At 70.3% G+C, this 22901-nt stretch carries 20 protein-coding genes; 4 read left to right on the top strand and 16 right to left on the bottom strand.

Annotated elements, in window-relative coordinates; genetic code table 11:
* Positions 1-7 precede the first annotated feature (7 nt).
* The 3 genes from HNP73_RS16230 to HNP73_RS16220 form a co-directional block, all read right to left on the bottom strand.
* Positions 8-646, bottom strand: coding sequence for a biotin transporter BioY (locus tag HNP73_RS16230; RefSeq protein ID WP_184151980.1), 639 nt, complete (start codon positions 644-646; stop codon positions 8-10).
* Between the two features lie 113 nt (positions 647-759).
* Positions 760-2370, bottom strand: a complete 1611-nt coding sequence (locus tag HNP73_RS16225; RefSeq protein ID WP_184151977.1) for a bifunctional metallophosphatase/5'-nucleotidase — start codon at positions 2368-2370, stop codon at positions 760-762.
* An 86-nt stretch (positions 2371-2456) separates the two neighbouring features.
* Positions 2457-3083, bottom strand: a complete 627-nt coding sequence (locus HNP73_RS16220) for a TetR/AcrR family transcriptional regulator C-terminal domain-containing protein (RefSeq protein ID WP_221288719.1) — start codon at positions 3081-3083, stop codon at positions 2457-2459.
* A gap of 307 nt (positions 3084-3390) precedes the next feature.
* Here HNP73_RS16220 and HNP73_RS16215 point away from each other — a divergent pair, with 307 nt between their 5' ends.
* Complete coding sequence (locus HNP73_RS16215; protein WP_184151971.1) at positions 3391-4581, top strand: HlyD family secretion protein; 1191 nt, start codon at positions 3391-3393, stop codon at positions 4579-4581.
* Positions 4582-4617: 36 nt separating this feature from the next.
* Complete coding sequence (locus HNP73_RS16210) at positions 4618-6165, top strand: DHA2 family efflux MFS transporter permease subunit (RefSeq protein ID WP_184151968.1); 1548 nt, start codon at positions 4618-4620, stop codon at positions 6163-6165.
* A 3-nt stretch (positions 6166-6168) separates the two neighbouring features.
* On the opposite strand, the gene HNP73_RS16205 is transcribed toward HNP73_RS16210, so the two are convergent.
* From HNP73_RS16205 to HNP73_RS16190, 4 genes are all read right to left on the bottom strand, one after another.
* Positions 6169-7611 carry an amidase gene (locus tag HNP73_RS16205; protein WP_184151965.1) on the bottom strand — a complete coding sequence of 481 codons (1443 nt, stop codon included), beginning with the start codon at positions 7609-7611 and terminating at the stop codon, positions 6169-6171.
* 5 nt (positions 7612-7616) lie between these two features.
* The gene (locus HNP73_RS16200; protein WP_184151962.1) at positions 7617-8693 is read right to left on the bottom strand and encodes an ABC transporter ATP-binding protein; all 1077 of its coding nucleotides are present in this window, start codon (positions 8691-8693) and stop codon (positions 7617-7619) included.
* 196 nt (positions 8694-8889) lie between these two features.
* Positions 8890-9714, bottom strand: a complete 825-nt coding sequence (locus HNP73_RS16195) for an ABC transporter permease subunit (protein WP_221288717.1) — start codon at positions 9712-9714, stop codon at positions 8890-8892.
* Between the two features lie 2 nt (positions 9715-9716).
* Positions 9717-10622, bottom strand: coding sequence for a carbohydrate ABC transporter permease (locus tag HNP73_RS16190; protein ID WP_184151959.1), 906 nt, complete (start codon positions 10620-10622; stop codon positions 9717-9719).
* 104 nt (positions 10623-10726) lie between these two features.
* Between HNP73_RS16190 and HNP73_RS16185 the strand changes: the two genes are divergently transcribed.
* Complete coding sequence (locus tag HNP73_RS16185) at positions 10727-11416, top strand: FCD domain-containing protein (protein WP_221288715.1); 690 nt, start codon at positions 10727-10729, stop codon at positions 11414-11416.
* 122 nt (positions 11417-11538) lie between these two features.
* Here the strand turns inward: HNP73_RS16185 and scpB are convergent, their stop codons facing one another.
* The 6 genes from scpB to purD form a co-directional block, all read right to left on the bottom strand.
* Entirely contained in the window at positions 11539-12174 is a 636-nt protein-coding gene (gene scpB, locus HNP73_RS16180; protein ID WP_184151953.1) for an SMC-Scp complex subunit ScpB, read from the bottom strand.
* A complete protein-coding gene (locus tag HNP73_RS16175; protein WP_184151950.1) occupies positions 12171-12992 on the bottom strand; it encodes a segregation and condensation protein A in 822 nt (273 codons plus the stop codon). The genes scpB and HNP73_RS16175 overlap by 4 nt, the downstream gene beginning before the upstream one ends.
* Before the next feature lie 244 nt (positions 12993-13236).
* Positions 13237-14241, bottom strand: coding sequence for a beta-N-acetylhexosaminidase (gene nagZ, locus HNP73_RS16170; protein ID WP_184151947.1), 1005 nt, complete (start codon positions 14239-14241; stop codon positions 13237-13239).
* A gap of 1 nt (position 14242) precedes the next feature.
* Positions 14243-15253 (bottom strand): SPOR domain-containing protein, encoded by a 1011-nt coding sequence (locus HNP73_RS23730; RefSeq protein ID WP_184151944.1) that lies wholly within the window; start codon positions 15251-15253, stop codon positions 14243-14245.
* A 76-nt stretch (positions 15254-15329) separates the two neighbouring features.
* The gene (gene argS / locus HNP73_RS16160) at positions 15330-17075 is read right to left on the bottom strand and encodes an arginine--tRNA ligase (RefSeq protein WP_184151942.1); all 1746 of its coding nucleotides are present in this window, start codon (positions 17073-17075) and stop codon (positions 15330-15332) included.
* A 91-nt stretch (positions 17076-17166) separates the two neighbouring features.
* The gene (purD, locus tag HNP73_RS16155; RefSeq protein WP_184151939.1) at positions 17167-18423 is read right to left on the bottom strand and encodes a phosphoribosylamine--glycine ligase; all 1257 of its coding nucleotides are present in this window, start codon (positions 18421-18423) and stop codon (positions 17167-17169) included.
* 77 nt (positions 18424-18500) lie between these two features.
* Between purD and xseA the strand changes: the two genes are divergently transcribed.
* Positions 18501-20126, top strand: coding sequence for an exodeoxyribonuclease VII large subunit (gene xseA, locus HNP73_RS16150; RefSeq protein ID WP_184151936.1), 1626 nt, complete (start codon positions 18501-18503; stop codon positions 20124-20126).
* Positions 20127-20218: 92 nt separating this feature from the next.
* Here xseA and HNP73_RS16145 read toward each other — a convergent pair whose 3' ends face one another.
* The 3 genes from HNP73_RS16145 to HNP73_RS16135 all read right to left on the bottom strand — a co-directional run bounded on the left by HNP73_RS16145 (position 20219) and on the right by HNP73_RS16135 (position 22884).
* Positions 20219-21448, bottom strand: coding sequence for an MFS transporter (locus HNP73_RS16145; RefSeq protein ID WP_184151933.1), 1230 nt, complete (start codon positions 21446-21448; stop codon positions 20219-20221).
* Positions 21449-21530: 82 nt separating this feature from the next.
* A complete protein-coding gene (locus HNP73_RS16140; RefSeq protein ID WP_184151930.1) occupies positions 21531-22052 on the bottom strand; it encodes an SRPBCC family protein in 522 nt (173 codons plus the stop codon).
* A gap of 40 nt (positions 22053-22092) precedes the next feature.
* A complete protein-coding gene (locus HNP73_RS16135) occupies positions 22093-22884 on the bottom strand; it encodes a TonB family protein (protein ID WP_184151928.1) in 792 nt (263 codons plus the stop codon).
* Positions 22885-22901 lie beyond the last annotated feature (17 nt).

Below are 22901 nucleotides of genomic sequence, written 5' to 3'. Positions count from 1 at the left end.
ACCTCGATCAGGCGCGGGCGTTGCCCACGAGCTTCCAGAGACCGGGGACCACCAGCGCGGCGAGGCCGGCCTTCAGCAGGTCGCCGATGATGAACGGCGTCAGGCCCCAAGCGAGGGTCTGGTCCCAGGCAGAGGCGTATTTCGCCGGGTCGAACATGCCAGCGACCACGAGGTGGTTCAGCCAGAGCAGGCCCGGGACGTAGAGGATCGCGCTGCCGACGAGCATCGCAGCGGCCATGCCCACGACGCTGCGATCCCAGCCGCGGCGGGCGAACGCACCGAGCGCGAGGGTGGCGAGGACGTAGCCGACGAGATAACCGCCGGTCGCACCCATCATGTAGGTGAGGCCCTGCGCATTCGCGGCCGAGTTCTGGAACACGTCGAAGCCGAGGGCGCCGATCACCATCCAGGTGAGCATGGTGACGAGCCCGAGCCGCGGCCCGTAGGCGGCGCCGATCGTCAGCACCGCGAAGGTGCCGAGGCTGATCGCGACCGGCGACGGCCAGACCGGCACCTTGATCTTGGCGCAGATCGCCAGCACCGCCACGCCAAGGACGACGAGCACGGCCCGGCGGATCCAGAGGCCAGCACCTTCGGCGGGCCAGAGGGCTTCGGTCAGGACGGGTCTCGATGCGGTGGCGGCCATTCCGTGCGTTCCTTCAAACCTCGGGAGACATCCGGGATTTCATGGCGCAAATCGTCAGGTCTGTCCAGAGATGCGGCTCCGGGGGCGAGAAGTCGCCCCCGGTCAGTCGCCGCTCAGTGCACCCGGGTGATGCGCCCGGTCTCGGGCTTGTAGTCGGGGTTCGCCGCGAGATAGTCCGCCAGCACATCCTCGAGCCCCGGCCCGTAGTCATAGGCGTTGGTCGCCGTATCACGCAGCGCCACATAACCGTCGCCGCCCGCCCGCATGAAGTTGTTCGAGGCGACGGTGTAGACCTTTTCCGGCTCGAGCGGCACCCACGCCCCGTTGGCCTGCACCTCGACGGACTTCACCCGGCCCTGCCCTGGCGCCGCGGTCGCGTCCCAGCTGAAGCGCAGGCCCGCGACCTGCGGGAAGCGGCCCGCCCCCTCCTCGACCTGACTGACACCGTTCTCCAGCGCGGCGACGATGTCGGCACCGCGGATGTTGAAGGTCGAGAGCGTGTTCTGGAACGGCAGCACGGCGATCACGTCGCCCATGGTGACAGTGCCACCCTCGATGGAGGCCCGGAGGCCACCGCCGTTGGTGAGCGCGATCGTCACGCCCTGTCCCGCGACCCGCGCGAGCATCGCGTCGGCCACGAGATCGCCCATCGGGCACTCGGCAGAGCGGCAGAGCTCCCGCGTCGCGTCGATGTTGCCGGCAATCTCGGCGACCTTCTGCTCCTTCAGCGCCTCGATCGGCCCGGCGAGTTCCCTGATCCGCGCGAGCGTCGGCTGGTCCGGCGTCACGCTCGCATCGAGCAGGATCGTATCGCCGGTGGCCGAGGTGAGGCTGCCCTCGTCGTCGAAGACCAGCGTCTCGTGCCCGAGATACTTCGAGTACGCCCCCGCCTGCACGATCGGCACCCCGACGCCATCCGGCCCCGTCACCATCAACGGATAGCGGAAGGGCGCCTTCGGGTCAGTGTTCGAGTAGAGATCGTGGGTGTGGCCACCAACGATCGCGTCGAGCCCCGGCACTTCGGCCGCGGCGCGCTCGTCAAGCGGCGTTCCGAGGTGGCTGAGCAGGATCACCTTGTTCGCCCCCCCGGCCGTCACCGCCGCGACCACCTCGGTCAGGTAGGGCACCGGGTCGCGGAAGCTGATCGTCGGCCCGGGCGAGGAAATCTCCGGCGTGTCGGGGGTGGTGGCGGCGAGGATCGCCACCTTCTGGCCGCCAACGTCGAGGATCAGATGATCGACCGCGAGCGGCGCGAGATCCTTATCCTTCGAGACCTCGACGTTGCCCGAGAGCACCGGAAACTCCGCCTCGCGGATGAAGGCGGCCAGCGGGGCCGGCCCGAGGTCGAACTCATGGTTGCCGTAGGCCATGGCATCGAGCCCGATGCGGTTCAGCATCTCCGCCTCGGCCTTGCCGGAGTAGGTGGTGAAGAAAAGCGATCCCTGAAAGGCGTCGCCCGCCATCAGCGTCACGACGTTGCCGCCCTTCGCCCGGATATCGTCGCGGAGCTTTGCCACCTCGGTCACCAGCCGAGCGGCGCCGCCGAAGCATTTGCCCGCGCTCTCGTCCTCGGCCGAACAGGTCGAATCGAAGGCGTTGATCGATTCCACCCGGCTGTGAAAGTCGTTGAAGTGCAGGATGTCGAGCGTCCACGCCCTGACGGGCGAGGCTATGGTGCAAACGGCAAGCGTCAGGGCGCCGGCCACGGCAAGGGGATGGTACAAGGGGGGCCTCCCGATCAGCGACGTGGATGCCCGAAGGATGGCAAGGCGGCCCGGTCTTGCCAAGGCCGCTCGAGGCTCAGGTCATCTCAGCGCGGACCGTAGGCCGCGAGGAAGGTCGAGACCGCGGCCTCGGCCGTCCTGCGGATCCGCTCGTCGTCGGGCGGCGGCAGGGTGCCGAGCGCGACCCGCGCGGAAACCGGGTGGCAGCACATGGAGATGAACTGCCAGGCGGCGATGTCGGCATCCTCGGCGACGAGCCGCCCGGCCGCCACCTGCTCGGTGATCCAGGCCGCCAGCCGTGCGTGTCCGTAGCCTGCGCCCGCGTCGTAGAACTGCCGCGCGAGACCGGGGAAACGGTCGGCCGCGCCCATGACCATGCGCACCATCGACACATGATTGGGCATCCGGAATTTCTCCATCAGGCCGGTTGCGAGCATCGTGAGAAACGGGGCGATATCGCTGTCGCGCGCCTCCCTGAGCTCCGTGTCGAGGCTGAGAAGCCGCTCGGAAGTCTCGCGCTTCGCCTCGACGATCAGCGCACCGAAGAGCGCTTCCTTGCTGTCGAAGTAGACGTAGAGGGTGCCCTTCGAGACCTTCGCCTCGCGGGCGATCTCGCCCATGCTCGCCGCAGCGAAGCCGGCGCTCAGGAACACGCGCCGGGCACCATCGAGGATCTGCTTGCGCTTGGCCGACTCCGGCCCCGATTCCGACACCGACTCCTGACCGGCTCCTGCCTCCAGGCTTCCCGCCGGGGCTGGCGCGGAGTCTGGCGCGGAGTCTGCCGCGGAGTCTGGCGCCAGTTCTGCCGCACGATCGGCCGCCGGATCTGCCGCCGGACCCGCTCCACCCTCGAACTGCGTATGCATCGCTTTCTCCGCCTCCTTCCGACCGACGGCCGGCCTCGTTCAAGAATAATGACCGAACCGTTCGGTCAGCCTTGATCTGGCAACTCGCCTGCGCTATGTCAACCGGATCGAACCGAACGGTTCAGTCAAAATCCGGCCAAGGGAGCCACAGTCGATGCCGAAGGATTTCGAGGCGAGCACCGCGCATGCCCGGCCCAAGGCGGAAGCGGAAACGTCCACCCCCGTCCAGAGCACCGCCGTGACCGTCAGCAATGATCCCGCCGCCCCCACGGGCGCCCGCAAGCGGGGCCGCAAGGGTATCGTGCTCGGCGGCGTCCTCGCGGCGCTGCTCGCGGCGGGTGCATGGTACGGCCACCACTACTGGACGGTCGGCCGGTTCATGGTCGCGACCGACGACGCCTACGTCCACGCGGACTTCGCGATCATCGCCCCCAAGATCACCGGCTACGTCGCCTCCGTCCCGGCGGTGGAGAATCAGGCCGTCAGGGCGGGCGACCCTCTCGTCGTGCTCGATGCCGGCGACTACCGCGACGCGCTCTCGCTCGCCCAGTCGCAGCTCGCGTCCGAAGAGGCCGCCATCACCCGGATCGGGAGCCAGGCGGCCGCCGCCGATGCCGCGACGACACAGGCGCGTGCCCGCGTCGATGCGGCGCAGGCGCAGGTGAACCAGGCCGAGGCCGACCTGCACCGCTACCAGAACCTCGCGAAGAACGACGTCGCCTCGGCCCAGCGGCTGGAGCAGGCGCAGGCGGCGAGCGCCTCGGCGGTCGCGGCACTCGCCGAAGCGCGGGCGGGCGTCACCTCGGCGGAAGCGAACCGCGAGGTCATCGTCGCGCAGAAGGCCGAGGCTCAGGCGACGCTCTCGGGTCTCTCCGCCTCGCGCGACAAGGCGCAGCGCGACCTCGACGCCACGGTGCTGCGCGCGCCCTTCGACGGCACGGTCGGCAACCTCTCGGTCGCGGTCGGCGATCTCGTCGCACCCGGCAAGCGCCTCCTCGCCGTGGTTCCGCTCTCGCAGGTCTACGTCGAGGCGAACTTCAAGGAGACCCAGATCGCCGAGCTGACGCCCGGCACGAGGGTGCATCTCGCGTTCGACGCCTTCCCGGACCGCGATGTGGAGGGAACCGTCTCCGGCGTCGCGCCAGCCTCCGGCGCCCAGTTCAGCCTGCTGCCGCCCGAGAACGCCACAGGCAACTTCACCAAGGTGGTGCAGCGCGTGCCGGTCAAGGTCGCCGTGCCCGCCCACGTCGCGGCGCAAGGCTGGCTCCGGCCGGGCCTCTCGGTCACGGCGTCGGCCGACATCCGCACGGCCGGTGGCGCCAATACGGAAGTCGCCGCGCGGTAGCGGCGCACATGACACGCAAGTGAGGACGGACGGGCGATGGAAGAGCCGAAAGTCACTCCGCGCCGGCTGATCGCGTTTTTCGCGCTGGTCTTCGGCATGTTCATGGCGATCCTCGACATTCAGATCGTGTCGTCGTCACTCTCGGAAATTCAGGCCGGGCTCTCGGCGAGCCCCGACGAAATCTCGTGGGTGCAGACCAGCTACCTGATCGCCGAGGTCATCATGATCCCGCTCTCGGGCTTTCTCGCCCGGGCGATGTCGACGCGCATTCTCTTCGTCATCTCGGCGGGCGGCTTCACACTGGCGAGCGCGCTCTGCGCGACGGCGACCTCGATCGACCAGATGATCGTCTACCGCGCGCTTCAGGGCTTCATCGGCGGCGGCATGATCCCGACCGCGTTCGCCGCCGCCTACACGGTCTTTCCGAAGCGCGCGCAGCCGGCGGTGATGGCGCTGGTCGGCCTCACGGTGACGCTCGCGCCCACGATCGGCCCGACCGTCGGCGGCTACCTGACCGAGCTTTTCTCGTGGCACTGGCTCTTTCTCGTCAACGTGGTGCCCGGCATCGCCGCGACGCTGATCGCGTGGTTCCTCGTCGACTTCGACGAACCGGACTGGGGCCTGCTGAAGCATTTCGACGTGGTCGGCCTCATCTCCATGGCGATCTTTCTCGGCAGCCTCGAGTTCGTGCTCGAAGAGGGCCAGAAGAACGACTGGTTCGACGACCGCGGCATCACCCTGCTGGCCCTCGCGGCAACCGTGGCGGCGGGGGTGTTCTTCTGGCGGGTGCTGACGGCCCGGGAGCCGATCGTCGACCTCCGGGCGTTCCTCGATCGCAACTTCGCCGTCGGCTCGCTCCTGACCTTCGTGCTCGGCATCGGGCTTTACGGCCTCACCTACCTCTATCCGCTCTACCTCGCCCGCGTCCGCGGCCTCTCGGCGCTTCAGATCGGCGAGACGGTGTTCGTGACCGGCGCCTTCATGTTCGTCGCCGCGCCCATCGTCGGAAGCCTCGCACGGAAGGTCGACCCGCGGATGCTCATCGGCTTCGGCTTCGCGCTCTTCGCCATCTCGACGTTCGACCTGACGCGCCTGACGGGCGACTGGGCTTTCGGCGAGCTCTTCCTGCCGCAGGCGATGCGGGGCGTCGCCCTCATGGCCTGCATGATCCCGATCAACGTCATCTCGCTCGGCACGCTGCCGCCCGAGCGGATCAAGAACGCCTCCGGCCTCTTCAACCTGACGCGCAACCTCGGCGGCGCCTTCGGGCTCGCGGTGATCAACACGCTGCTGCAAAGCCGCGCGACGCTGCATGGCGAGCGGCTGGCCGAGCATGTGGCGTGGGGCAACCCCATCGCCGAGGACCGGCTTGCCGACATGACCGCCGCGCTCACGCCGACGCTCGGCTCGGACGCGGGCGCGGGCGCGCTCGCGCGGCTCTCGGGGCTGGTGCAGAGCCAGTCGATGGTGATGACCTTCGCCGACGTCTTCTTCCTGATCGCCGTGCTCTTCGCCGCGATGCTGCTCCTCGTGCCGCTCGTCGCGAAACCGACCGCGCCCGCAGGCGCGGCGGGCGGGCACTGAGGCTCAGCCGAACGGCCCGCGCGCGGTCCAGGGCTGCGCCAGATCGTAGGCGTGGCCAAGGCGCAGCACCGCGAGATCCGCACGCGCCGGCCCGATGAGCTGCAGGCCCATCGGCGTGCCGCCCGCGCCGAAGCCCGCCGGCACCGCGAGCGTCGGCGCCCCCGCCATGCTCGCGGGCACCACCACCTCCATCCAGCGGTGATAGGTGTCCATCGCCCGGCCGCCCACCACCTGCGGCCAGCGCTCGTCCGCATCGAAGGCGAAGAGCTGGGCGGTCGGCAGCGCGAGGACATCCCACGTCCCGTGCGTCTTCAGGAGCGCGCGATGCCAGTCCGAGCGCACCGCCGAGGCGCGCAGCACCGCCCCCGCCGTCAGCGCCCGGCCACGCTCGATCTCCCACACCGCCTCGGGCTTCAGGCCCGCCCGCATCGCCGGCATGTCGTAGAAAAGCCCGAGGCTCCCCGCCACGAGAAAGCTCCTGAGCGTCGCCCAGGCATCCCAAAGCGCATCGAGATCGAAGTCGATGCGCACCGGCTCGACGACGCAACCCATGGCCTCGAAGAGCCCGAGCGCCGCCTCGCAGGTCTCGATGACGCCGGGCTCCATGGCGAGCCGCCCGCCGAGATCCCCGAGCCAGCCGATGCGCGTGCCCGCCGGATCATGATCCAGCGGCCCGGCAAAGACACTCCCGTCGCCGTCGAGCGACAGCGGCATCCGCGGATCGTGGCCCGCTTCCGTCGAAAGCAGCATCGCGAGATCGGCCACCGAGCGGCCCATCGGCCCCTCGGTCGAGAGCTGCTGCAGGTAGATCTCCGGCCCGGGCCCCGTCGGCACCCGGCCAACCGACGGCCGGAAACCGTAGACGTTGTTCCACCCGGCGGGGTTGCGCAGCGAGCCCATCATGTCGCTGCCATCCGCCACCGGCAGCATCCGCGTCGCGAGCGCCACCGCCGCCCCGCCGGAACTGCCCCCCGCCGACCGGCTGGGGTCGTAGGGATTGCGCGTGGTGCCAAACAGCGGATTGAAGGTGTGCGAGCCGAGGCCGAACTCCGGCGTGTTGGTCTTGCCGATCAGGATCGCCCCGGCCGCGGTGGTGCGCTCCACGAGGATCGAATTTGCCCCCGGCATGTTCCGCGCCAGCGCCGGCGCGCCCATCGTGGTCACGATCCCCGCCGTCGCCGTCAGGTCCTTCGGCGCCTGCGGGATGCCGTGCAGCCAGCCCCGGTCATGGCCCCGGCCCAGATCGGCGTCCGCGGCCGCAGCCTCGGCGAGCAGCGCCTCGCGCGGTCTGAGCGAGACGAGCGCCGTCACCTCGCGATTGATCGCCTCGATCCGGTCGAGATAGGCCGTCATCACCTCGACAGCGGAGACGTCCCGCCCGTGAATGGCGCGCGACAGCTCCCGCGCGCCGAGGGCCGTGATTGCATCGGGCGCGGGGAGCGCCATCGCCGTCATGCCCGCAGGACCAGCGCGCCCGTCTCCGGGTCGAAGACATGCAGGCATCCCGGCCGCACCGGCAGCGCGATTGCCTCGCCGATCGCGCCCGCGAAGGTGTTGTCGAGACGCGCCCGCACCGTGGCAGCCCCCGCCAGCTCGAAGGCGACGATGGTCTCGGCGCCAAGCTGCTCGACGCTCGTTATCCGCCCCTCGAGACGGCCGAGACCCACCTCGCCGGAGGGTTGCAGTGTCTCGGGCCGGACGCCCACCGTCACGCTTCCGGGCGGCAGCGGCTGCGGCAGGCGCAGGACCGCCTCGCCGACCCGAAGCTCCGTGCCACCGCCAATGGGCTCCGCCCGGCCGCTCAGCAGGTTCATCGGCGGCGCCCCGAGAAAGCCCGCGACGAAGGCGTTCGCGGGCTCGCGGTACACCTCCATCGGCGTGCCGACCTGCGCGACGCGGCCGTCCTGCATGATGCAGATGCGGCTCCCCATGGTCATCGCCTCCACCTGATCGTGCGTCACGTAGACCATCGTGGCCCCCAGCCGGCGGTGCAGCCCGGTGAGTTCAGCCCGCGTCGAGACCCGCAACGCCGCGTCGAGGTTCGAGAGCGGCTCGTCGAACAGGAACACCTTCGGATCGCGGACGATGGCACGGCCCACGGCGACCCGCTGGCGCTGGCCGCCCGAGAGCGCATGCGGACGGCGATCGAGATAGGGCTCGAGCCCGAGGCTCGCGGCAGCCTTCGCCACCCGCGCGGCGATCTCCTCGCGCGGGACGCTGCGCCGCCTGAGACCGAAACCGAGGTTCTCGCGCACGTTCATGTGCGGGTAGAGCGCGTAGGACTGGAACACCATGGCGATGTCGCGGGCCTTGGCCGGCACGCCATTCATCAGCCGATCGTCAATGCGGACCTCACCCTCGCTGATCGACTCGAGACCGGCGATCATCCGCAGCGTCGTCGACTTGCCGCAGCCCGACGGGCCGAGCAGCACCATGAATTCGCCATCCTCGACCCGGAGGCTGACGTCGTGGATCACGGGCACCTGGCCGTAACGCTTCCAGACCCGGCTGAGTTCGACGGTGGCCATTCAGTCTCCCTGGTTCGCCGCAGCGGGGCGAGAAACCAGCCCGGCGCTGATGACGACGCTGCCACAAGCCGGATTTGGCAAGCGACGAATCCGGCCGCGGCAGTGCCTCGGCTCGTCGGGCCGGGACTCGCGACAGCCGGCGGCTGCCGCTTCGGTCGTCCGGCGGGACAACCTGAACCTCGCGCTCATGCCCAACCTACTTCACCGCCCCCGCCGTCATGCCCTGTATCAGCCGCTCCGAGAAGAACGCATAGAACAGCACGACCGGGATGACGGCAATCATCATGCCCGTGGCGATCATGCCGATATCCTCCATCTGGTCTCCCATGAACTTCTGGATGCCGAGCGGCAACGTGCGCTTGTTGTCGTCGCTGATGATGACCACCGCATAGAGGAAGTCGTTCCAGAGGTGGATGAAGTTCAGGATGATCGTCGTCGCGATCGCCGGAAACCCGACCGGCAGCGTGATCTTCCAGAACACTTCGATGCCGCCGTAGCCATCGATCTTCGCCGCCTCGTAAAGCGCCTCCGGGATGCGGGCGAAGAATGCCTCCAGAAGGTAGACGGTCAGCGGCAACTGGATCGCCACGTAGACCAGCATCAGGCCGAGACGGGTGTCGTAGAGGTCGTACTCGACCATGATCTGGAAGAGCGCGATGATGGTGATCTGCGGCGGAAAGATGATCGTCGAAAAGATCGCCGCGCCGACGATGCGACGGCCGCGGAAGCGATAGCGCGCGAGGGCATGCGCCGCCATGGCACCGACCAGCGTCACGATGACGACCGACGCGACGCAGATCGCCACGCTGTTCCAGAGGTACGTGCCGTAGTTCGACGTGGTCCACGCCTCGACGAACTTCCACCAGTGCGGCGTCCAGGCCGGGGCATAGGGCGCGGCCATGATCTCGGGCGTGGTGCGCAGCGACATGTTCGCCACCCAGACGAACGGGCCGGCGGTGTAGACCGTGTAGAGCGCCAGCGCGCCCCAGAGCAGGCCGCGGGAAAGCCAGTCTCGACGCACTCTCAGAACTCCAGCCGGTCGCGCTGGCGAAACAGCAACGTCAGTACGACGACCGCGGCGATCACCACGAGAAACCAGATGACGGCGATCGCCGACGGATAGCCGAGATCGAAACTCCGCCACTCGAACGCGCGCTTGAAGGTGTAGGTCGACGCGGTCTCCGTCGCCCAGAGCGGCCCGCCCCGCGTCGTCACCCAGACGAGGTCGAAGACCTTCATGCGGCTGATGAACGCGAGAATGAGCAGGTTCAGGAGCGTGGCGCGCAGCATCGGCACGACCACGTGGCAGAGCTTCGCCCACCAGCCGCAGTTGTCGAGTTCCGCCGCCTCCATCACCTCTGATGGCAGCGAGTGCAGCGCGGCGAGGCAGACCACCATGTTGAAGCCCACCCACTTCCAGCTGTCGGCGAGAATGAGCGCGGGCAGCGCCGTCGCCGGGTCTCCCAACCAGGCGCGCGTCATCCCGTCGAGGCCAATGGCGCGCAGCATCAGGTTCAACGCACCCCAGTCGTAATTGTAGATCCACGACCAGATGATCGCGACCACCACGGTCGAGATCAGCACCGGAGTGAACCAGGCGATCCGGAAGAACCGGGCGAATGGGACCTTGGTATACAGCGCGAGCGCCAGAAGCAGTCCCAGACCAACGTCGATGAACGGCTCGACCGTCGACCAGACCAGCGTATTCAGCACGGCGCGGCGAAAGACCGGATCACCTGTCAAAATCTCGCGAAAATTATCGAATCCTACGAAAATCTCATTGCCGTTCGGGCGGATCTCGAAGAGGCTGTTCCAGAAGGTTCGCAAGACCGGATAGGCAGTGAAAGCCGCGAAGAGCAGGAGGGCAGGCAGCAGAAACGCTGCAACCTCGATCCGCCGCCCCCGCGCCTCTTCATCCCGATGGTCCATCACTGCTTGCCTCCCGGCGGATTCGCTGATCTATTTTAATGCATACATTGGTTTGCTATGCTAGGGATTGCCACATGCTCAGGGACCTTGGCCGAGAAACATCCGTGCAGCACGCAACGCCCGCCGGATCGCGCTCGAAGCGATCTTTCGCAGAAGACGCCTATCGGCGCCTGAAGGCGGAGATCCTCGACAACCAACTGCCGCCGGGTTTCCGCGCGCTGGAGGCGGAGCTTGCGGAAACCCTCGGCATGAGCCGGACACCGGTGCGCGAGGCGCTGCTCCGCCTCCAGTCCGAGGGGCTGGTCCGGGTGGAGCCCCGGCGCGGCATGGTGGTGCTCGCGATCTCGCCGGCCGAGATGGCCGAAATCTACGACGTCCTGACCGCGCTCGAAACCATGGCGGCCGAGACGCTCGCCCGCGTGCAGCCCGACGCGGAGCGGATGAAACCTCTGTGGCAGGCGGTCGATGACATGGACGACGCGCTGGCGGCCGATGATCTCGACCGCTGGGCCGATGCCGACGATCACTTCCACCGCAGCCTTGTCGAGGCTTGCGGCAACGCCCGCCTCGCCCAGACCGCCCTCACCTTCCGCGACCAGATCCGGCGCACCCGCCACCTGACGCTGCGGCTGCGCGCCCGCCCCATCCGGTCGAACGAATCCCACCGCAATCTCCTGCGCCTCATCGAGGCGGGCGACGCGGAAGCCGCCTTTGCGGCTCACCGTGCCCAGCGGCAGCGCGCCGGACAGGAACTCATCGATATCCTCCGCCGCTTCCGGCTGGAGAACATGTAAGTCCGGGAAACGGTCGCCAACGGTTCCCGTCGCGTCGTTCCCGTCTCCCCATTCCCGTCGCGGAGCGCGCGTGCGCCCCAGGCCGGAGGCCGCCGCCGCGTGATTTCCGCTCCGGCCTCCGCTCAGTCGAGCAACTCGCCCTGCCCTTCCGGCGCGTCCTCGGACGGTGGCGTCTCGGGGCTCGGCCGGTTGTCGAGAAGCCCCGCGGCGCGAAGCTCGGCAATCCCCGGCAAGTCGCGCTCGGAGCCGAGGCCGAAGTGGTCGAGAAACCCTTGCGTCACCACAAAGGTCATCGGCCGCCCCGGCGTCATCCGGCGACGACCGAGCTTCACCCAGCCCATTTCCATCAGCTGGTCGAGCGTCCCCGCCGACACCGAGACGCCGCGGATCTCCTCGATCTCGGCGCGCGTCACCGGCTGGTGATAGGCAACGATGGCGAGCGTCTCGATGGCGGCGCGCGACAGCTTGCGCGTCTCCTCGACCTCGCGGCTCATCAGAAAGCCGAGATCGGCCGCGGTGCGGAACGCCCAGGCGTCACCGACGCGGGCGAGTTGCACGCCGCGCCCCTCGTACTTGCGCCCGAGCCCGACCAGCGCCTCGCCCACGTCGCAGCCGCGCGGCAGGCGCTCTTCCAGCGCCCGCATCGAAAGCGGCTCACGGCTGGCGAAGAGCACAGCCTCAAGCATCCGTTCCTGCTCGCCGATCGGCGGCACGGCGAATGCGGCCTCGAAAAGCCCCTGTCCTGCCTCGTCGTTCATCCTGCCTCTCCGTCTTGTTGTCGTTGGTCTGCCAACCCGCCGTCTTGTCGCGGCTTCAGCCAGATCGGCGCGAACGCGCCTTCCTGGCGGATTTCGAGTGCGCCGTTCTTTGCAAGCTCCAGCGCCGCCGCAAAGCTCGCCGCCGTCGCCGACCGCCGCCGCTTGCCCTCGTGAAGCCAGTCCTCGGGCAGCCAGGCCGCAAGCTCCTGCCAGCCGAAGCAGGTGCCGAGGATGCCGCGCATCCGCTCCAGCGCCTGCTCCATGGCAAAGACCGGCCCGCGCCGGAAATGCAGCGGCGTGAAATCGTCCTTCGTCTTGATCCGGGCATAGGCGCGCATCAGGTCGACCAGCGACGCCTCGTAGGTGACCCGCACGTCGCGCCGCACCGTCTCGGTATCGCCGCGCGCAAAGACGTCGCGCCCGAGCTGATCACGCCCCATGAGCTGCGCCGCCGCCCCGCGCATCGCCTCGAGCCGCTCGAGCTGGAACGCCAGATGCGCCGCCAGATCATCGCCCGACGGCCCCTCGTCGGCCGGATCCGGCGGCAGCAGCAGCCGCGACTTCAGGAACGCGAGCCACGCCGCCATGACGAGATAGTCGGCCGCAAGCTCGATCCGGAGCCGCTTCGCCGCCTCGACGAAGCCAAGGTACTGCTCGGAAAGCTTCAGGATCGAGATGCGCCGCAGGTCGACCTTCTGACTCCGCGCCAGCGTCAGCAGCAGATCGAGCGGTCCCTCGAAACCCTCGACGTCGATGACAAGCGCCTCGGCGGCGAGCCGGGCAGCGGTCGAATCGGCGTCGAAGAAATCCTCGGGCATCAGCCGACCTTCATGTTGCGGGAAGCGTCCGGGCCGGGCGCGGTGCGACGCGCTGCGCCTGACGGAGTTGGCAAGCGACAAGTCCGTCGGCGCCCGCCGGGGCAACCACGGCCGGATGGCGCCCTTCCGCAGAAATCTGCGCCCCTGCTGGCCGCCGCGCGTCCCGCCGCCGATGCGGCGAAGGCAGTGCTTCGGCTTGTCGCGCCGGAACTCGCGCGCTGGCGCGCTTCGGTCGCTCGATGCATCATGCGACACCAACCGCTCCAGCGGTGAGCGCCGCGTATTCCGCCGCCGCCTCCGCCGCGTCATCGCCGGGCGCGCGCCGCAGCGCCAGCGCCGCCGCCGCCCGATCCGCCCGGCAGCCGGAAAGCTCCGGCACCGCCGCCGCCACCGCCGCCATCTCGGCCGCATCACCGTTGCAGTGCAGGACGATGTCGCAGCCGGCCGCCAGCGACGCCCGCGCCCGGTCGCCGAAATCCCCCGCCAGCGCCTTCATCGAAAGATCGTCGGTCAGGAGCAGCCCGTCGAAGCCGATGTCGTCGCGCACCAGCCCGATCACCGACGGCGACTGGGTGGCCGGCCGGGTGTCGAGGGCGCGATAGACCACATGCGCCGTCATGGCGATCGGCAGATCCACGAGCGCGCGGAACGGCGCGAAATCCGCTTCGAGCTGGCCGCGATCCGCCGTCACCTCCGGCAGCGCCAGATGGCTGTCGAGCGCCGCGCGCCCCTGGCCCGGCATGTGCTTGATGACCGGCAGCACGCCGCCGGCAAGGAAACCCTCCGCCACCACCCGCCCGAGCCGCGCCACCTCGGCGGGATCGCCACCAAGGCAACGGTTGCGAATGACCGCATGGGTCTCGTCGCAGGCGAGGTCGAGCACCGGAGCGCAGTTCACGTCGATCCCGACCGCGCGCAGCTCCGCCGCGATCAGCCGCGAGCGCAGCCAGAGACCGCGCGCCCGGGCCGCCGGCGCGAGCGCCGCCGCCTCGTCGAGCATGGGCAGCCAGTCGCGCCAGTGCGGCGCGCGCATCCGCTGCACCCGTCCGCCCTCCTGATCGACGAGCACCGGCGCGTCACGACCGACGCTCTCGCGCAGCTCGCCGGTCAGTCGGGCGAGTTGCTCCGGGCTCTCGACGTTGCGGGCAAAGAGGATGAAGCCCCACGGGTCCGCATCGGCGAAGAACGCCCGTTCGGCGGCCGAGACCGCCGTCCCGCCGCAGCCGAATATGACAGCGCGCGCTGCCATCCTACTGCAGGGTGACCGGAATGCAGGCGACCCCGCGTCCGCGCAGCGCCTCGCACATCCGCCGCGTGTCGTCAGCCGACTGGAAGCCAGCCACCCGCAGCCGGTAGAAGACCCGGGCGTTCGACGTGGTTCGCTCGACGTAGAGGCTCTTGGAGCTCAGCAGGTCCGGGTTCTTCGCCACCAGTGACGACCAGGCCTTGCGGGTGATCTCCTCGCTGTCGAAGGCGCCAAGCTGCACCAGCCGTGCGCCCGACTGCACCGAACCCACCTCATTCGTCGCGACCGACGCGGCCTTGGCGGGCGCCGGTCGTGCTGCCACCGGCTCCGGCGCAGCCTCTGCCACCGGCGGTGCGGCGGCAGAAGTCGCCCGTACGGGGGCTTCCGCCCGCGCGACCTGCAAGCCGGCCGGACGGTTCCGCGGGCGCACGGCGCTCGCCGCGGCATCGTCCGCGCCCGCCACCTCGGCATCCGGCACCTCGGCCGTCTCACCGGCACCGCCGAGGAGTCCTTCCTCGTCGGCCGTCACGTCGGATGGCAGGATCGGCTGCACCGCAGCGGCGGCGGCGGCACCTTCGTTCGGGGCCGCAAGCTCGGCCGCGACCTGACCCGCCACCTTCTCGGCCAGCGCCTGCGGCGCGGAGGCCACGAGTTCGCCCTGCGGCGCATCTTCCTTCGCGAGCGCGGGCGGCGTCGGGCGTGCTGGCGGGATCGCAGTCGCCCGCGACCGCTCCTCCGGCGCGCCGCCGAGCACGCCATTCACTTCGAGACCCTGATGGGCGGCCTGCAGGCCACCCGGATCCGCCGGCTGCATCCGCGACGGGCCTTCCATCGCCCGGATGACCGGCACCTCGGTGGCGTCGCGGGTGCCGAGCCGCCAGGCCCACACCCCCATCACCACGATGACGCCGACAAAGACGATCGCGCCGGTGACGCGTCGCATGCCGTCCGGGATCAGTCGGTCGGCACCATCAGCCGCAACCGACTCGAAGTCGTCGCTGTATAGATCGCGCATGGGGTACGTGCCTGTTTTGACAACACCATATCTCGTAGGTGCCTCTGCTCCAACCCCAAAGTGCTCGTCGGATGCGTCAGCGCATCTCTTTCATCGGGGTGACCCCGAGAATACCCAAGCCTGACGAAATGACAACCTGCGCCGCACGCACCAGCGCCAGCCGCGCGCGGGTCAGGTCCGGCGCGTCATCGCGGATGAAGCGCAGCGACGGGTCGAGCTTGCCCTGATGCTGCAAACTGTGAAAGTCCGCCGACAACTCATTGAGATAGAAGGCGATCCGGTGCGGCTCGTGGTGCGCGGCGGCAATCTCTACCTGCCGGGGCCACTCTGCGGCCTTGCGCGCCAGCTCCAGCTCCCCCGGCGCGCCGAGCAGCGCGAGGTCGGCCCCGGCCAGCGCCCCGTCGTCAACCGCGACCCCGCCATCGGCCGCGCGGTTCAGCACCGACTGAGCCCGCGCATGGGCATACTGCACGTAAAAGACCGGATTGTCCTTCGACTGCTCCAGCACCTTGTCGAAGTCGAAGTCGAGCGGCGCGTCGTTCTTGCGGGTCAGCATGACGAAGCGGGTGACGTCCGGTCCCACCTGCTCGACCACGTCGCGCAGCGTCACGAACGTGCCCGCGCGCTTCGACATCTTGAAGGGCTCGCCGCCCTTGAAGAGCTTCACCAGCTGGCAGAGCTTCACATCGAGCGGCACCCGGTTCTTCGAGAGCGCCGCCACCGCCGCCTTCATGCGCTTGACGTAGCCGCCGTGATCGGCGCCCAGCACGTCGATCAGCTCGTCGAACCCGCGCTCGATCTTGTCGAAGTGATAGGCGATGTCCGGCGCGAAGTATGTCCAGCTTCCGTCCGACTTCTTCACCGGCCGGTCGGTATCGTCACCATAGGCCGTGGAGCGGAACAGCGTCTGCTGCCGCGGCTCCCAGTCTTCCGGCAGCTTGCCCTTCGGCGGCTCGAGCGTGCCTTCGTAGATCAGTCCGTCGGCTTCGAGCGCCGCCAGTGCCGCCTCGATCCGGCCAGTTCCATAGAGCGACTTCTCGCTGAAGAAGACATCCATCGTCACGCCGAGAAGGGCCAGATCCTCGCGGATCATCGCCATCATCGCCTCGGTCGCGAACTCCCGCACCTCGGCGAGCCACTCCGCCTCGGGGCGCTCCAGCAGGCTCTCGCCATACCTCGCCTTCAGCGCCTCACCGACGGGGATCAGGTAGTCGCCGGGATAAAGCCCCTCGGCGATGGCGGGCTCCAGCCCGCACGCCTCGCGGTACCGCTCGTAGGCCGAGCGGGCGAGGACGTCGACCTGCGCGCCGCCGTCGTTGATGTAGTATTCCCGCGTCACCTCATGGCCCGCGAAGCCGAGCAGCCCCGAGAGCGCGTCACCGAAGACCGCGCCGCGCACATGGCCCACATGCATCGGCCCGGTCGGGTTGGCGGAGACGAACTCGACATTCACCTTCCGCCCCGCGCCCATCACCGAGCGGCCGAAGTCCGTGCCCGCGGCGAGTGCCGCCGGCACCACGTCGAACCACCGCCCCGGCGTCAGCCGGATGTTGAGAAAACCCGGCCCCGCCACCTCGGCCGAGGCGATCCCCGGCGCGCCCGAAAGCTCCGCCGCGAGCAGGCTCGCGATGTCACGCGGGCCCATCCGCGCCGGGCGTGCCAGCACCATCGCCGCGTTCGTCGCCATGTCGCCATGGGCGGCGTCGCGCGGCGGCTCTACCGTCACCGCGTCGTACGCGAGCCCCTGCGGCAGCGAGCCTGCGTCCACGAGACGGCCGAGCGCATCGAGCACACGAGCCTTGACGTCAGCGAAGATATCCATGGTTTCCTCCGGTCCGGCCGCGGCGGTACCACAGGATTCCGCCGCCCTCCACGGGCTTCTCGATTAATCGCCGGTCAGTAGCCGGCCAGCCTCAGTCGCGTGCCAGCGCGCGCCAGCCGATGTCACGCCGGAAGAACCCGCCGGGCCAGTCGACTGCCTGCGCCGCGCCATAGGCGAGCGCGCGCGCCTCGGCGAGGCTCGCGGCGCGCGCCGTCGCGTTCAGCACCCGGCCGCCGTTCGAGACAAGCTCTCCGTCCACCGTCTTCGTTCCCGCGTGGAACACCTTCACCCGGGGATCGGCCGCCTCGGCCAGCCCGATCGCCTCGCCGCGCTGCACCTCGCCCGGATAGCCGTTCGCCGCGATCACCACGGTCATCGCGTGGTCGTCGGCGAAGTTCGCCCGCGCCTCCCCGAGCGCGCCCGTCGCACAGGCGAGGCAGGCGTCGAGCAACTGCGCGCCGAGCCGCATCGCCAGCACCTGCGCCTCCGGGTCGCCGAAGCGGACGTTGTACTCCACCAGACGCGGCGCCCCCGCCTCGATCATCAGCCCGACGTAGAGCACCCCCTGATAGGGCGTGCCGCGCCGAACCATCTCGGCGAGCGTCGGGCGCACGATCTCGGCGATCGCCCGCTCCGTCACCTCCCGCGTCATCACCGGTGCGGGGGAATAGGCCCCCATCCCGCCGGTGTTCGGCCCCTTGTCCCCGTCGAAGGCGCGCTTGTGGTCCTGCGCGGTGCCGAGGATGAGCAACTCCTCGCCGTCCGCCAGCACGAAGAGGCTCGCCTCCTCGCCGGTCATGAATTCCTCGATGACGACCCGCGCGCCCGGCCCCTCGGCAAAGATCGCATCGAGCGCCGCCTCAGCCTCCGCCACGCTTTCAGCGACCGTCACACCCTTGCCGGCTGCGAGCCCGTCGGCCTTCACCACGATCGGCGCGCCCTTCGCCGCTACATAGGCATGCGCGGCGTCCGCGTCGGTGAAGGTCTCGCTCGCCGCCGTCGGCGCGCCGCTCGCCGCGCAGATTTCCTTGGTGAACGCCTTCGACGCCTCGAGCCGCGCGGCCTCGCGCCCCGGGCCGAACGTCGCGACCCCGCCCGCGCGCAGCGCGTCCGCGACGCCCTCCGCCAACGGCGCCTCGGGGCCGACCATGACGAACTCCACGTCGTTCTCGCGCACGAACTCGAGCAGCTTCCCGCCGTCGAGGATGTCGAGCGCGACGCAGGTCGCCTCCTCGCCGATCCCGGCATTGCCCGGCGCGCAGAACAGCCGGTCGCACTTCGGGTTCTGTGCGAAGGCCCAGGCGAGGGCGTGTTCGCGGCCACCGCCGCCCAGGATCAGGATGTTCATGTGGCGCGCGCTCGCTTGGCCTCGATGGGGCCGCGTTCTATGGTGCGCGCCCCGCCACCGCAAGCACGAGCACGCGCATGGACCTCTTCGAGGACGCCCGACCCGGCACCAACGCCCCGGAGTTCACCGTCTCCGAGATCTCGGGCGCGGTGAAGAAGACGATCGAGGGCCAGTTCGGCCGGGTGCGCGTGCGCGGCGAGGTCGGCCGCGTGTCACGCCCCGCCTCGGGCCACATCTACCTCGACCTGAAGGACGCGAATGCCAGCCTCGGCTCGGTGATCTGGAAGACCACCGCCCGCGGCCTCGCGATCCGCCCCGAGGAGGGCATGGAGGTGATCGCCACCGGCCGCCTCACCACCTTCCCCGGCGCCTCGAAGTACCAGATGATCATCGAGGAGATCGCCCCCGCCGGCGTCGGCGCGCTCATGGCGATGCTCGAGGCCCGCCGCAAGGCGCTCGCCGCCGAGGGCCTGTTTGACGCGGCGCGCAAACGCCCCCTGCCCTTCCTGCCGGAGGTGATCGGCGTCATCACCTCGCCGTCGGGCGCGGTGATCCGCGACATCCTGCACCGCCTGCGCGACCGCTTCCCCCGGCCCGTCCTGCTCTGGCCGGTGACGGTGCAGGGCGACCGCTGCGCCCCGGACGTCGCCGCCGCGATCCGGGGCTTCAACGCCATCGCGCCGGGCGGGCCGATCCCGCGCCCGGACGTGCTCATCGTCGCGCGCGGCGGCGGCTCGATCGAAGACCTCTGGGGCTTCAACGAGGAGATCGTCGTGCGCGCCGCCGCCGAGAGCGCCATCCCGCTCATCTCCGCCGTCGGGCACGAGACCGACACGACGCTGATCGACCTCGCCGCCGACCGCCGCGCGCCGACGCCGACCGCCGCGGCCGAGATGGCGGTGCCGGTGCGCCTCGATCTCGTCGCGGCCGTCGCCGCGCTCGACGCCCGGCGGGGCGCCGCCCTCGGACGCGGCCTCGACCAGCGCGGCCAGCGCCTGCGTGACCTCTCCCGCGGCCTGCCCCGGCCGGAGGCGCTGTTTGCCGAGCGCGCCCAGCGTATCGACGCGCTCAGCCAGCGCCTGCCCCGCGCCATCGAGGCGCTGAGCCGCAACCTTCACCTCGCGCTCAGCCGTGGTGCCGCCGGACGGTTCGGCCCCGGCCTTCTCGGGCTGCTCATCGAACGGCGACGGCGCCAGCTCGACCGCGCCGAGGCGGGCCTGCGCCCCGACGCCATGCTCGCCCACATCCGCGCGCGCGAGCGCACCATGGCGCGCGGGCCCGCCGGGCGTTTCGGCCCGGGGCTGCTCGCGCTCGAACTGGAGCGCGCCCGCGCGAGCCTCGCCCGCGCCAGCCTCGGCCTCCGGCCCGACGGTCTCACCCGCGCCATCGCCCAGCGCCGCGAGCGGCTGGACGCGCGTGGCGACCGCCTCGCCCGCGCCGGCGGCGCGCGGGTGCGCGATGCACGCCCGGCGCTCGAAGCCCTCCGCCGCACCCTGGAAAGCCTCAGCCCCGCCCGCGTGCTCGACCGCGGCTTTGCCATCGTGCGCGACCTCAGGGGCAACGTCGTCACCAGCGCGGCCGTCGCCCAGCGCGCGCCGGGTCTCGAGCTCGAATTCGCTGACGGCCGCCTCGCCGTCCGCCCTGCAACGCCTGCCCGGCGCCGCGCGCCGGCGCCCGAGGACGAAAGCGGCACGCTGCTCTGAGGTCGGGAAAGCCCCGGACCACCGCCGAATTCAGATGACAGGTCCGTCCGCGCACGCCCCTCCCCGGGGCCGGCTCGAACGGACCGGCGGCCTCAGGCGCGCCGGCGCGGGATCTCCCGCAGCACCAGCCAGATGAGCGCGCCGCCCGCCGCCGCGAGGAACGGCGCCATGGCGATGTTGACGGTGTTCCATCCCGTCACCGCGTCGCCGCCAATGCAGTTCATCAGCCCGCCCGAGGCGAGCGACGCGAGGCAGACGAGGCCGAAGACCGCGAAGTCGTTCATCCCCTGCACCCGGCCCCGTTCCTCCGGCGTGTGCGACGCGGCGAGCATCGCCGTCGCACCGATGAACCCGAAGTTCCAGCCGAGCCCGAGCAGGATCAGCGCCACCGAGAACTGCCAGAGCGCGACGCCGGAGAGCGCCACGACCCCCGCCGCCGCGAGCGCCACGAGGCCCGCCGCGATCACCCGCTCCGCCCCGAAGCGCGCGATGAGCGCCCCGGTGAAGAAGGACGGCGCGAACATGGCGAGCACGTGGCCCGAGACCACGTTCGCGGCATCGTTGGTGCCAAAGCCGCAGCCGACGATGGCGAGCGGCGTCGAGGTCATGACGAGGTTCATCAGCGCATAGGAGACCATGGCGCAGATCATCGCGACGGCGATGCGCGGCGTGCGCAAGAGCTCCATGCGGGTCCGGCCCTGCGAGCTGCCAGGCGCGGGCTGCGGCGGAGGCGGGCTGTCGAGGGCGAGGAAAAGCCAGACGCCCACGAGATTGAGCACCGCCGCGGCGACATAGGCGCCGGCGAAGGGCACCGGCGCCAGCGCATCGACGGTGTACTTGACGAGGATCGGCCCGGTGATCGCCGAGGCGAGGCCCGCGCCCATGACATAAGAGATCGCCTTCGGCCGGAACGCCTCGCTCGCCCCGTCGGTCGCGGCGAAGCGGTAGAATCCCTGCGCCGACATGTAGAGACCGGAGACCAGCGATCCGAACAGGAACATCCCGAACGACCCCTGCACCAGCGCGAAGGCCGAGAGCGCGGAGCCGACGCCGCCCCCCGCCGAGCCGATGATGAAGCCGAACCGCCGGCCGTGGCGCTGCATGATCCCGGCGAGCAGCGGTGCCGACAGCATCGAGCCGAGCACGATCATCGAGATCGGCAGCGTCGCGAGGCAGCGGTTCGGCGCCAGCGTCTGGCCGGCGAGACCGCCGAGGATGAACGTGACCGGAAGCTGCGAGCCGAGCACCACCTGCGCGGCAACGAGCACCCAGACATTGCGCCGGACATGCGATTCGGGAGGGGTGGACTGTGAGGCGATCATGCCTCGCTTCTAGGGCCGGCCACCCCCGCTGCCAAGTGGCGCGGCCCCCGTGACCAGCCCGCCCCGGACTCCGGCGAAGGGATCAGCCCTTTCGGCCGATCATCCGCCCGAACCAGCCGGGCTTTTTCCCCTCGGGCGCCGCCGTTTCGTCCGCGTCATCCGCCGGCGGCTCGATGGCCGCGCGGAAGTTGTCGAAGAACTTGTCCGCCATGTTCTTCGCCGCGCCGTCGATCAGCCGCGATCCGAGCTGCGCGATCTTGCCGCCGACCGCCGCCTTCACGTCATAGGTGAGCAGCGTGCCGTCGTCCTTGTCCTCGAGCCGGACCGCCGCCGAGCCCTTGGCGTGCCCGGCCGCGCCGCCCTTGCCCTCGCCGGAGATCGTGTAGCTCTCGAGCGGCACGATGTCCGCGAGCGACACCTTGCCCGCGAAGGTCGCGCTCACCGGCCCGACCTTCTGCTTTACCGTCGCCTCAAACCCGTCCTCGGGGCTGCCGGTCAGTTCCTGGCATCCCGGGATGGCAAGACGCAGCACCTCCGGGTCATTGAGCGCGGCCCAGACCACATCACGCGGTGCGGCAATCTGCCGCGATCCGGTCATCTCCATGTCGTTCCCGCCTCCCGAAATTGCTTTGCGTGACGATAACTCACTTGTCCCGCAGGGTGAAGCTGATCCCAAGGTCGTAGCCGAGCGGCACGCCCTCCGGCGGCACCGGCAACCGCGCGTCGCGCACCGCCGCCAGCGCGGCGTCGTCAAGCGCCTTCGCCCCGGACGAGCGCACGAGGCGCAGCGCCATCACCTCGCCCGCCGGGCCAACGAGAAACGTCACCCCCGCCGTGCCGAAGAGCCCGCGCTCTCGCGCCGCGCGCGGATAGACCTTCGCCCGCTCGACCGCCGCCCGCACCCCGGCGCCATACGCCTCGGCGCTGACGGGCGAGGCTTCCACCGCCTCCCCGGCCGCGTCCGGCGGCCGCCCCGACGCCCCCGGGACGAGCCGCGAGCCCGCCCCAAGCCCCGAGCCGAACTCCGTCCCCGAGCCGAACCCCGTCCCGAACTGCTCGTCCGGCACGACCGCCCCCGCCTCCGGCGCGAGGCTCCCCGGCTCCGGCGCAACCGCCTCCGGCGCCGCCCCGATCCCGAGCGGCGCGACCGGATCGAACCGCTCTCCCAGCCCCTCCACCGGTGGCGCCTCGGGCGGCATCTCGGGATGCGGCACCGTCGCCTCGGGCCGCGCCACCACCTCGGGCACCGGCTCCGGCGTCACGGCGGGTGCAGGGGCCGGCGGCGGAGCCAGCAACTCTGACGGTTCGACCAGCCGGACAGCCAGCACCGGCACACCCGGGTCCGGCCCGGCGCGGAGCCACGGCAATGCCCAGACCGCCAGCGCAAGCACCGCCGCATGTCCCGTCCCGGAAATCGTCGCGCCCCAGCCACCCAAGGCAACGCCCCTTCCAC

The sequence above is a fragment of the Amaricoccus macauensis genome, from assembly GCF_014201905.1.
Lineage (GTDB): Bacteria > Pseudomonadota > Alphaproteobacteria > Rhodobacterales > Rhodobacteraceae > Amaricoccus > Amaricoccus macauensis.
Note: the sequence above shows the minus strand (reverse complement) of the source record. Positions and strands in the feature narration are given on the sequence as shown.

Excerpts from the sequence above, each read along its gene's own strand:
- HNP73_RS16230 (WP_184151980.1), bottom strand. The coding sequence starts at position 646 with ATGGCCGCCACCGCATCGAGACCCGTCCTGACCGAAGCCCTCTGGCCC.
- HNP73_RS16215 (WP_184151971.1), top strand. The coding sequence starts at position 3,391 with ATGCCGAAGGATTTCGAGGCGAGCACCGCGCATGCCCGGCCCAAGGCG.
- HNP73_RS16210 (WP_184151968.1), top strand. The coding sequence starts at position 4,618 with ATGGAAGAGCCGAAAGTCACTCCGCGCCGGCTGATCGCGTTTTTCGCG.
- HNP73_RS16205 (WP_184151965.1), bottom strand. The coding sequence starts at position 7,611 with ATGGCGCTCCCCGCGCCCGATGCAATCACGGCCCTCGGCGCGCGGGAG.
- HNP73_RS16200 (WP_184151962.1), bottom strand. The coding sequence starts at position 8,693 with ATGGCCACCGTCGAACTCAGCCGGGTCTGGAAGCGTTACGGCCAGGTG.
- HNP73_RS16190 (WP_184151959.1), bottom strand. The coding sequence starts at position 10,622 with ATGGACCATCGGGATGAAGAGGCGCGGGGGCGGCGGATCGAGGTTGCA.
- scpB (WP_184151953.1), bottom strand. The coding sequence starts at position 12,174 with ATGAACGACGAGGCAGGACAGGGGCTTTTCGAGGCCGCATTCGCCGTG.
- HNP73_RS16175 (WP_184151950.1), bottom strand. The coding sequence starts at position 12,992 with ATGCCCGAGGATTTCTTCGACGCCGATTCGACCGCTGCCCGGCTCGCC.
- nagZ (WP_184151947.1), bottom strand. The coding sequence starts at position 14,241 with ATGGCAGCGCGCGCTGTCATATTCGGCTGCGGCGGGACGGCGGTCTCG.
- HNP73_RS23730 (WP_184151944.1), bottom strand. The coding sequence starts at position 15,253 with ATGCGCGATCTATACAGCGACGACTTCGAGTCGGTTGCGGCTGATGGT.
- argS (WP_184151942.1), bottom strand. The coding sequence starts at position 17,075 with ATGGATATCTTCGCTGACGTCAAGGCTCGTGTGCTCGATGCGCTCGGC.
- purD (WP_184151939.1), bottom strand. The coding sequence starts at position 18,423 with ATGAACATCCTGATCCTGGGCGGCGGTGGCCGCGAACACGCCCTCGCC.
- xseA (WP_184151936.1), top strand. The coding sequence starts at position 18,501 with ATGGACCTCTTCGAGGACGCCCGACCCGGCACCAACGCCCCGGAGTTC.
- HNP73_RS16145 (WP_184151933.1), bottom strand. The coding sequence starts at position 21,448 with ATGATCGCCTCACAGTCCACCCCTCCCGAATCGCATGTCCGGCGCAAT.
- HNP73_RS16140 (WP_184151930.1), bottom strand. The coding sequence starts at position 22,052 with ATGGAGATGACCGGATCGCGGCAGATTGCCGCACCGCGTGATGTGGTC.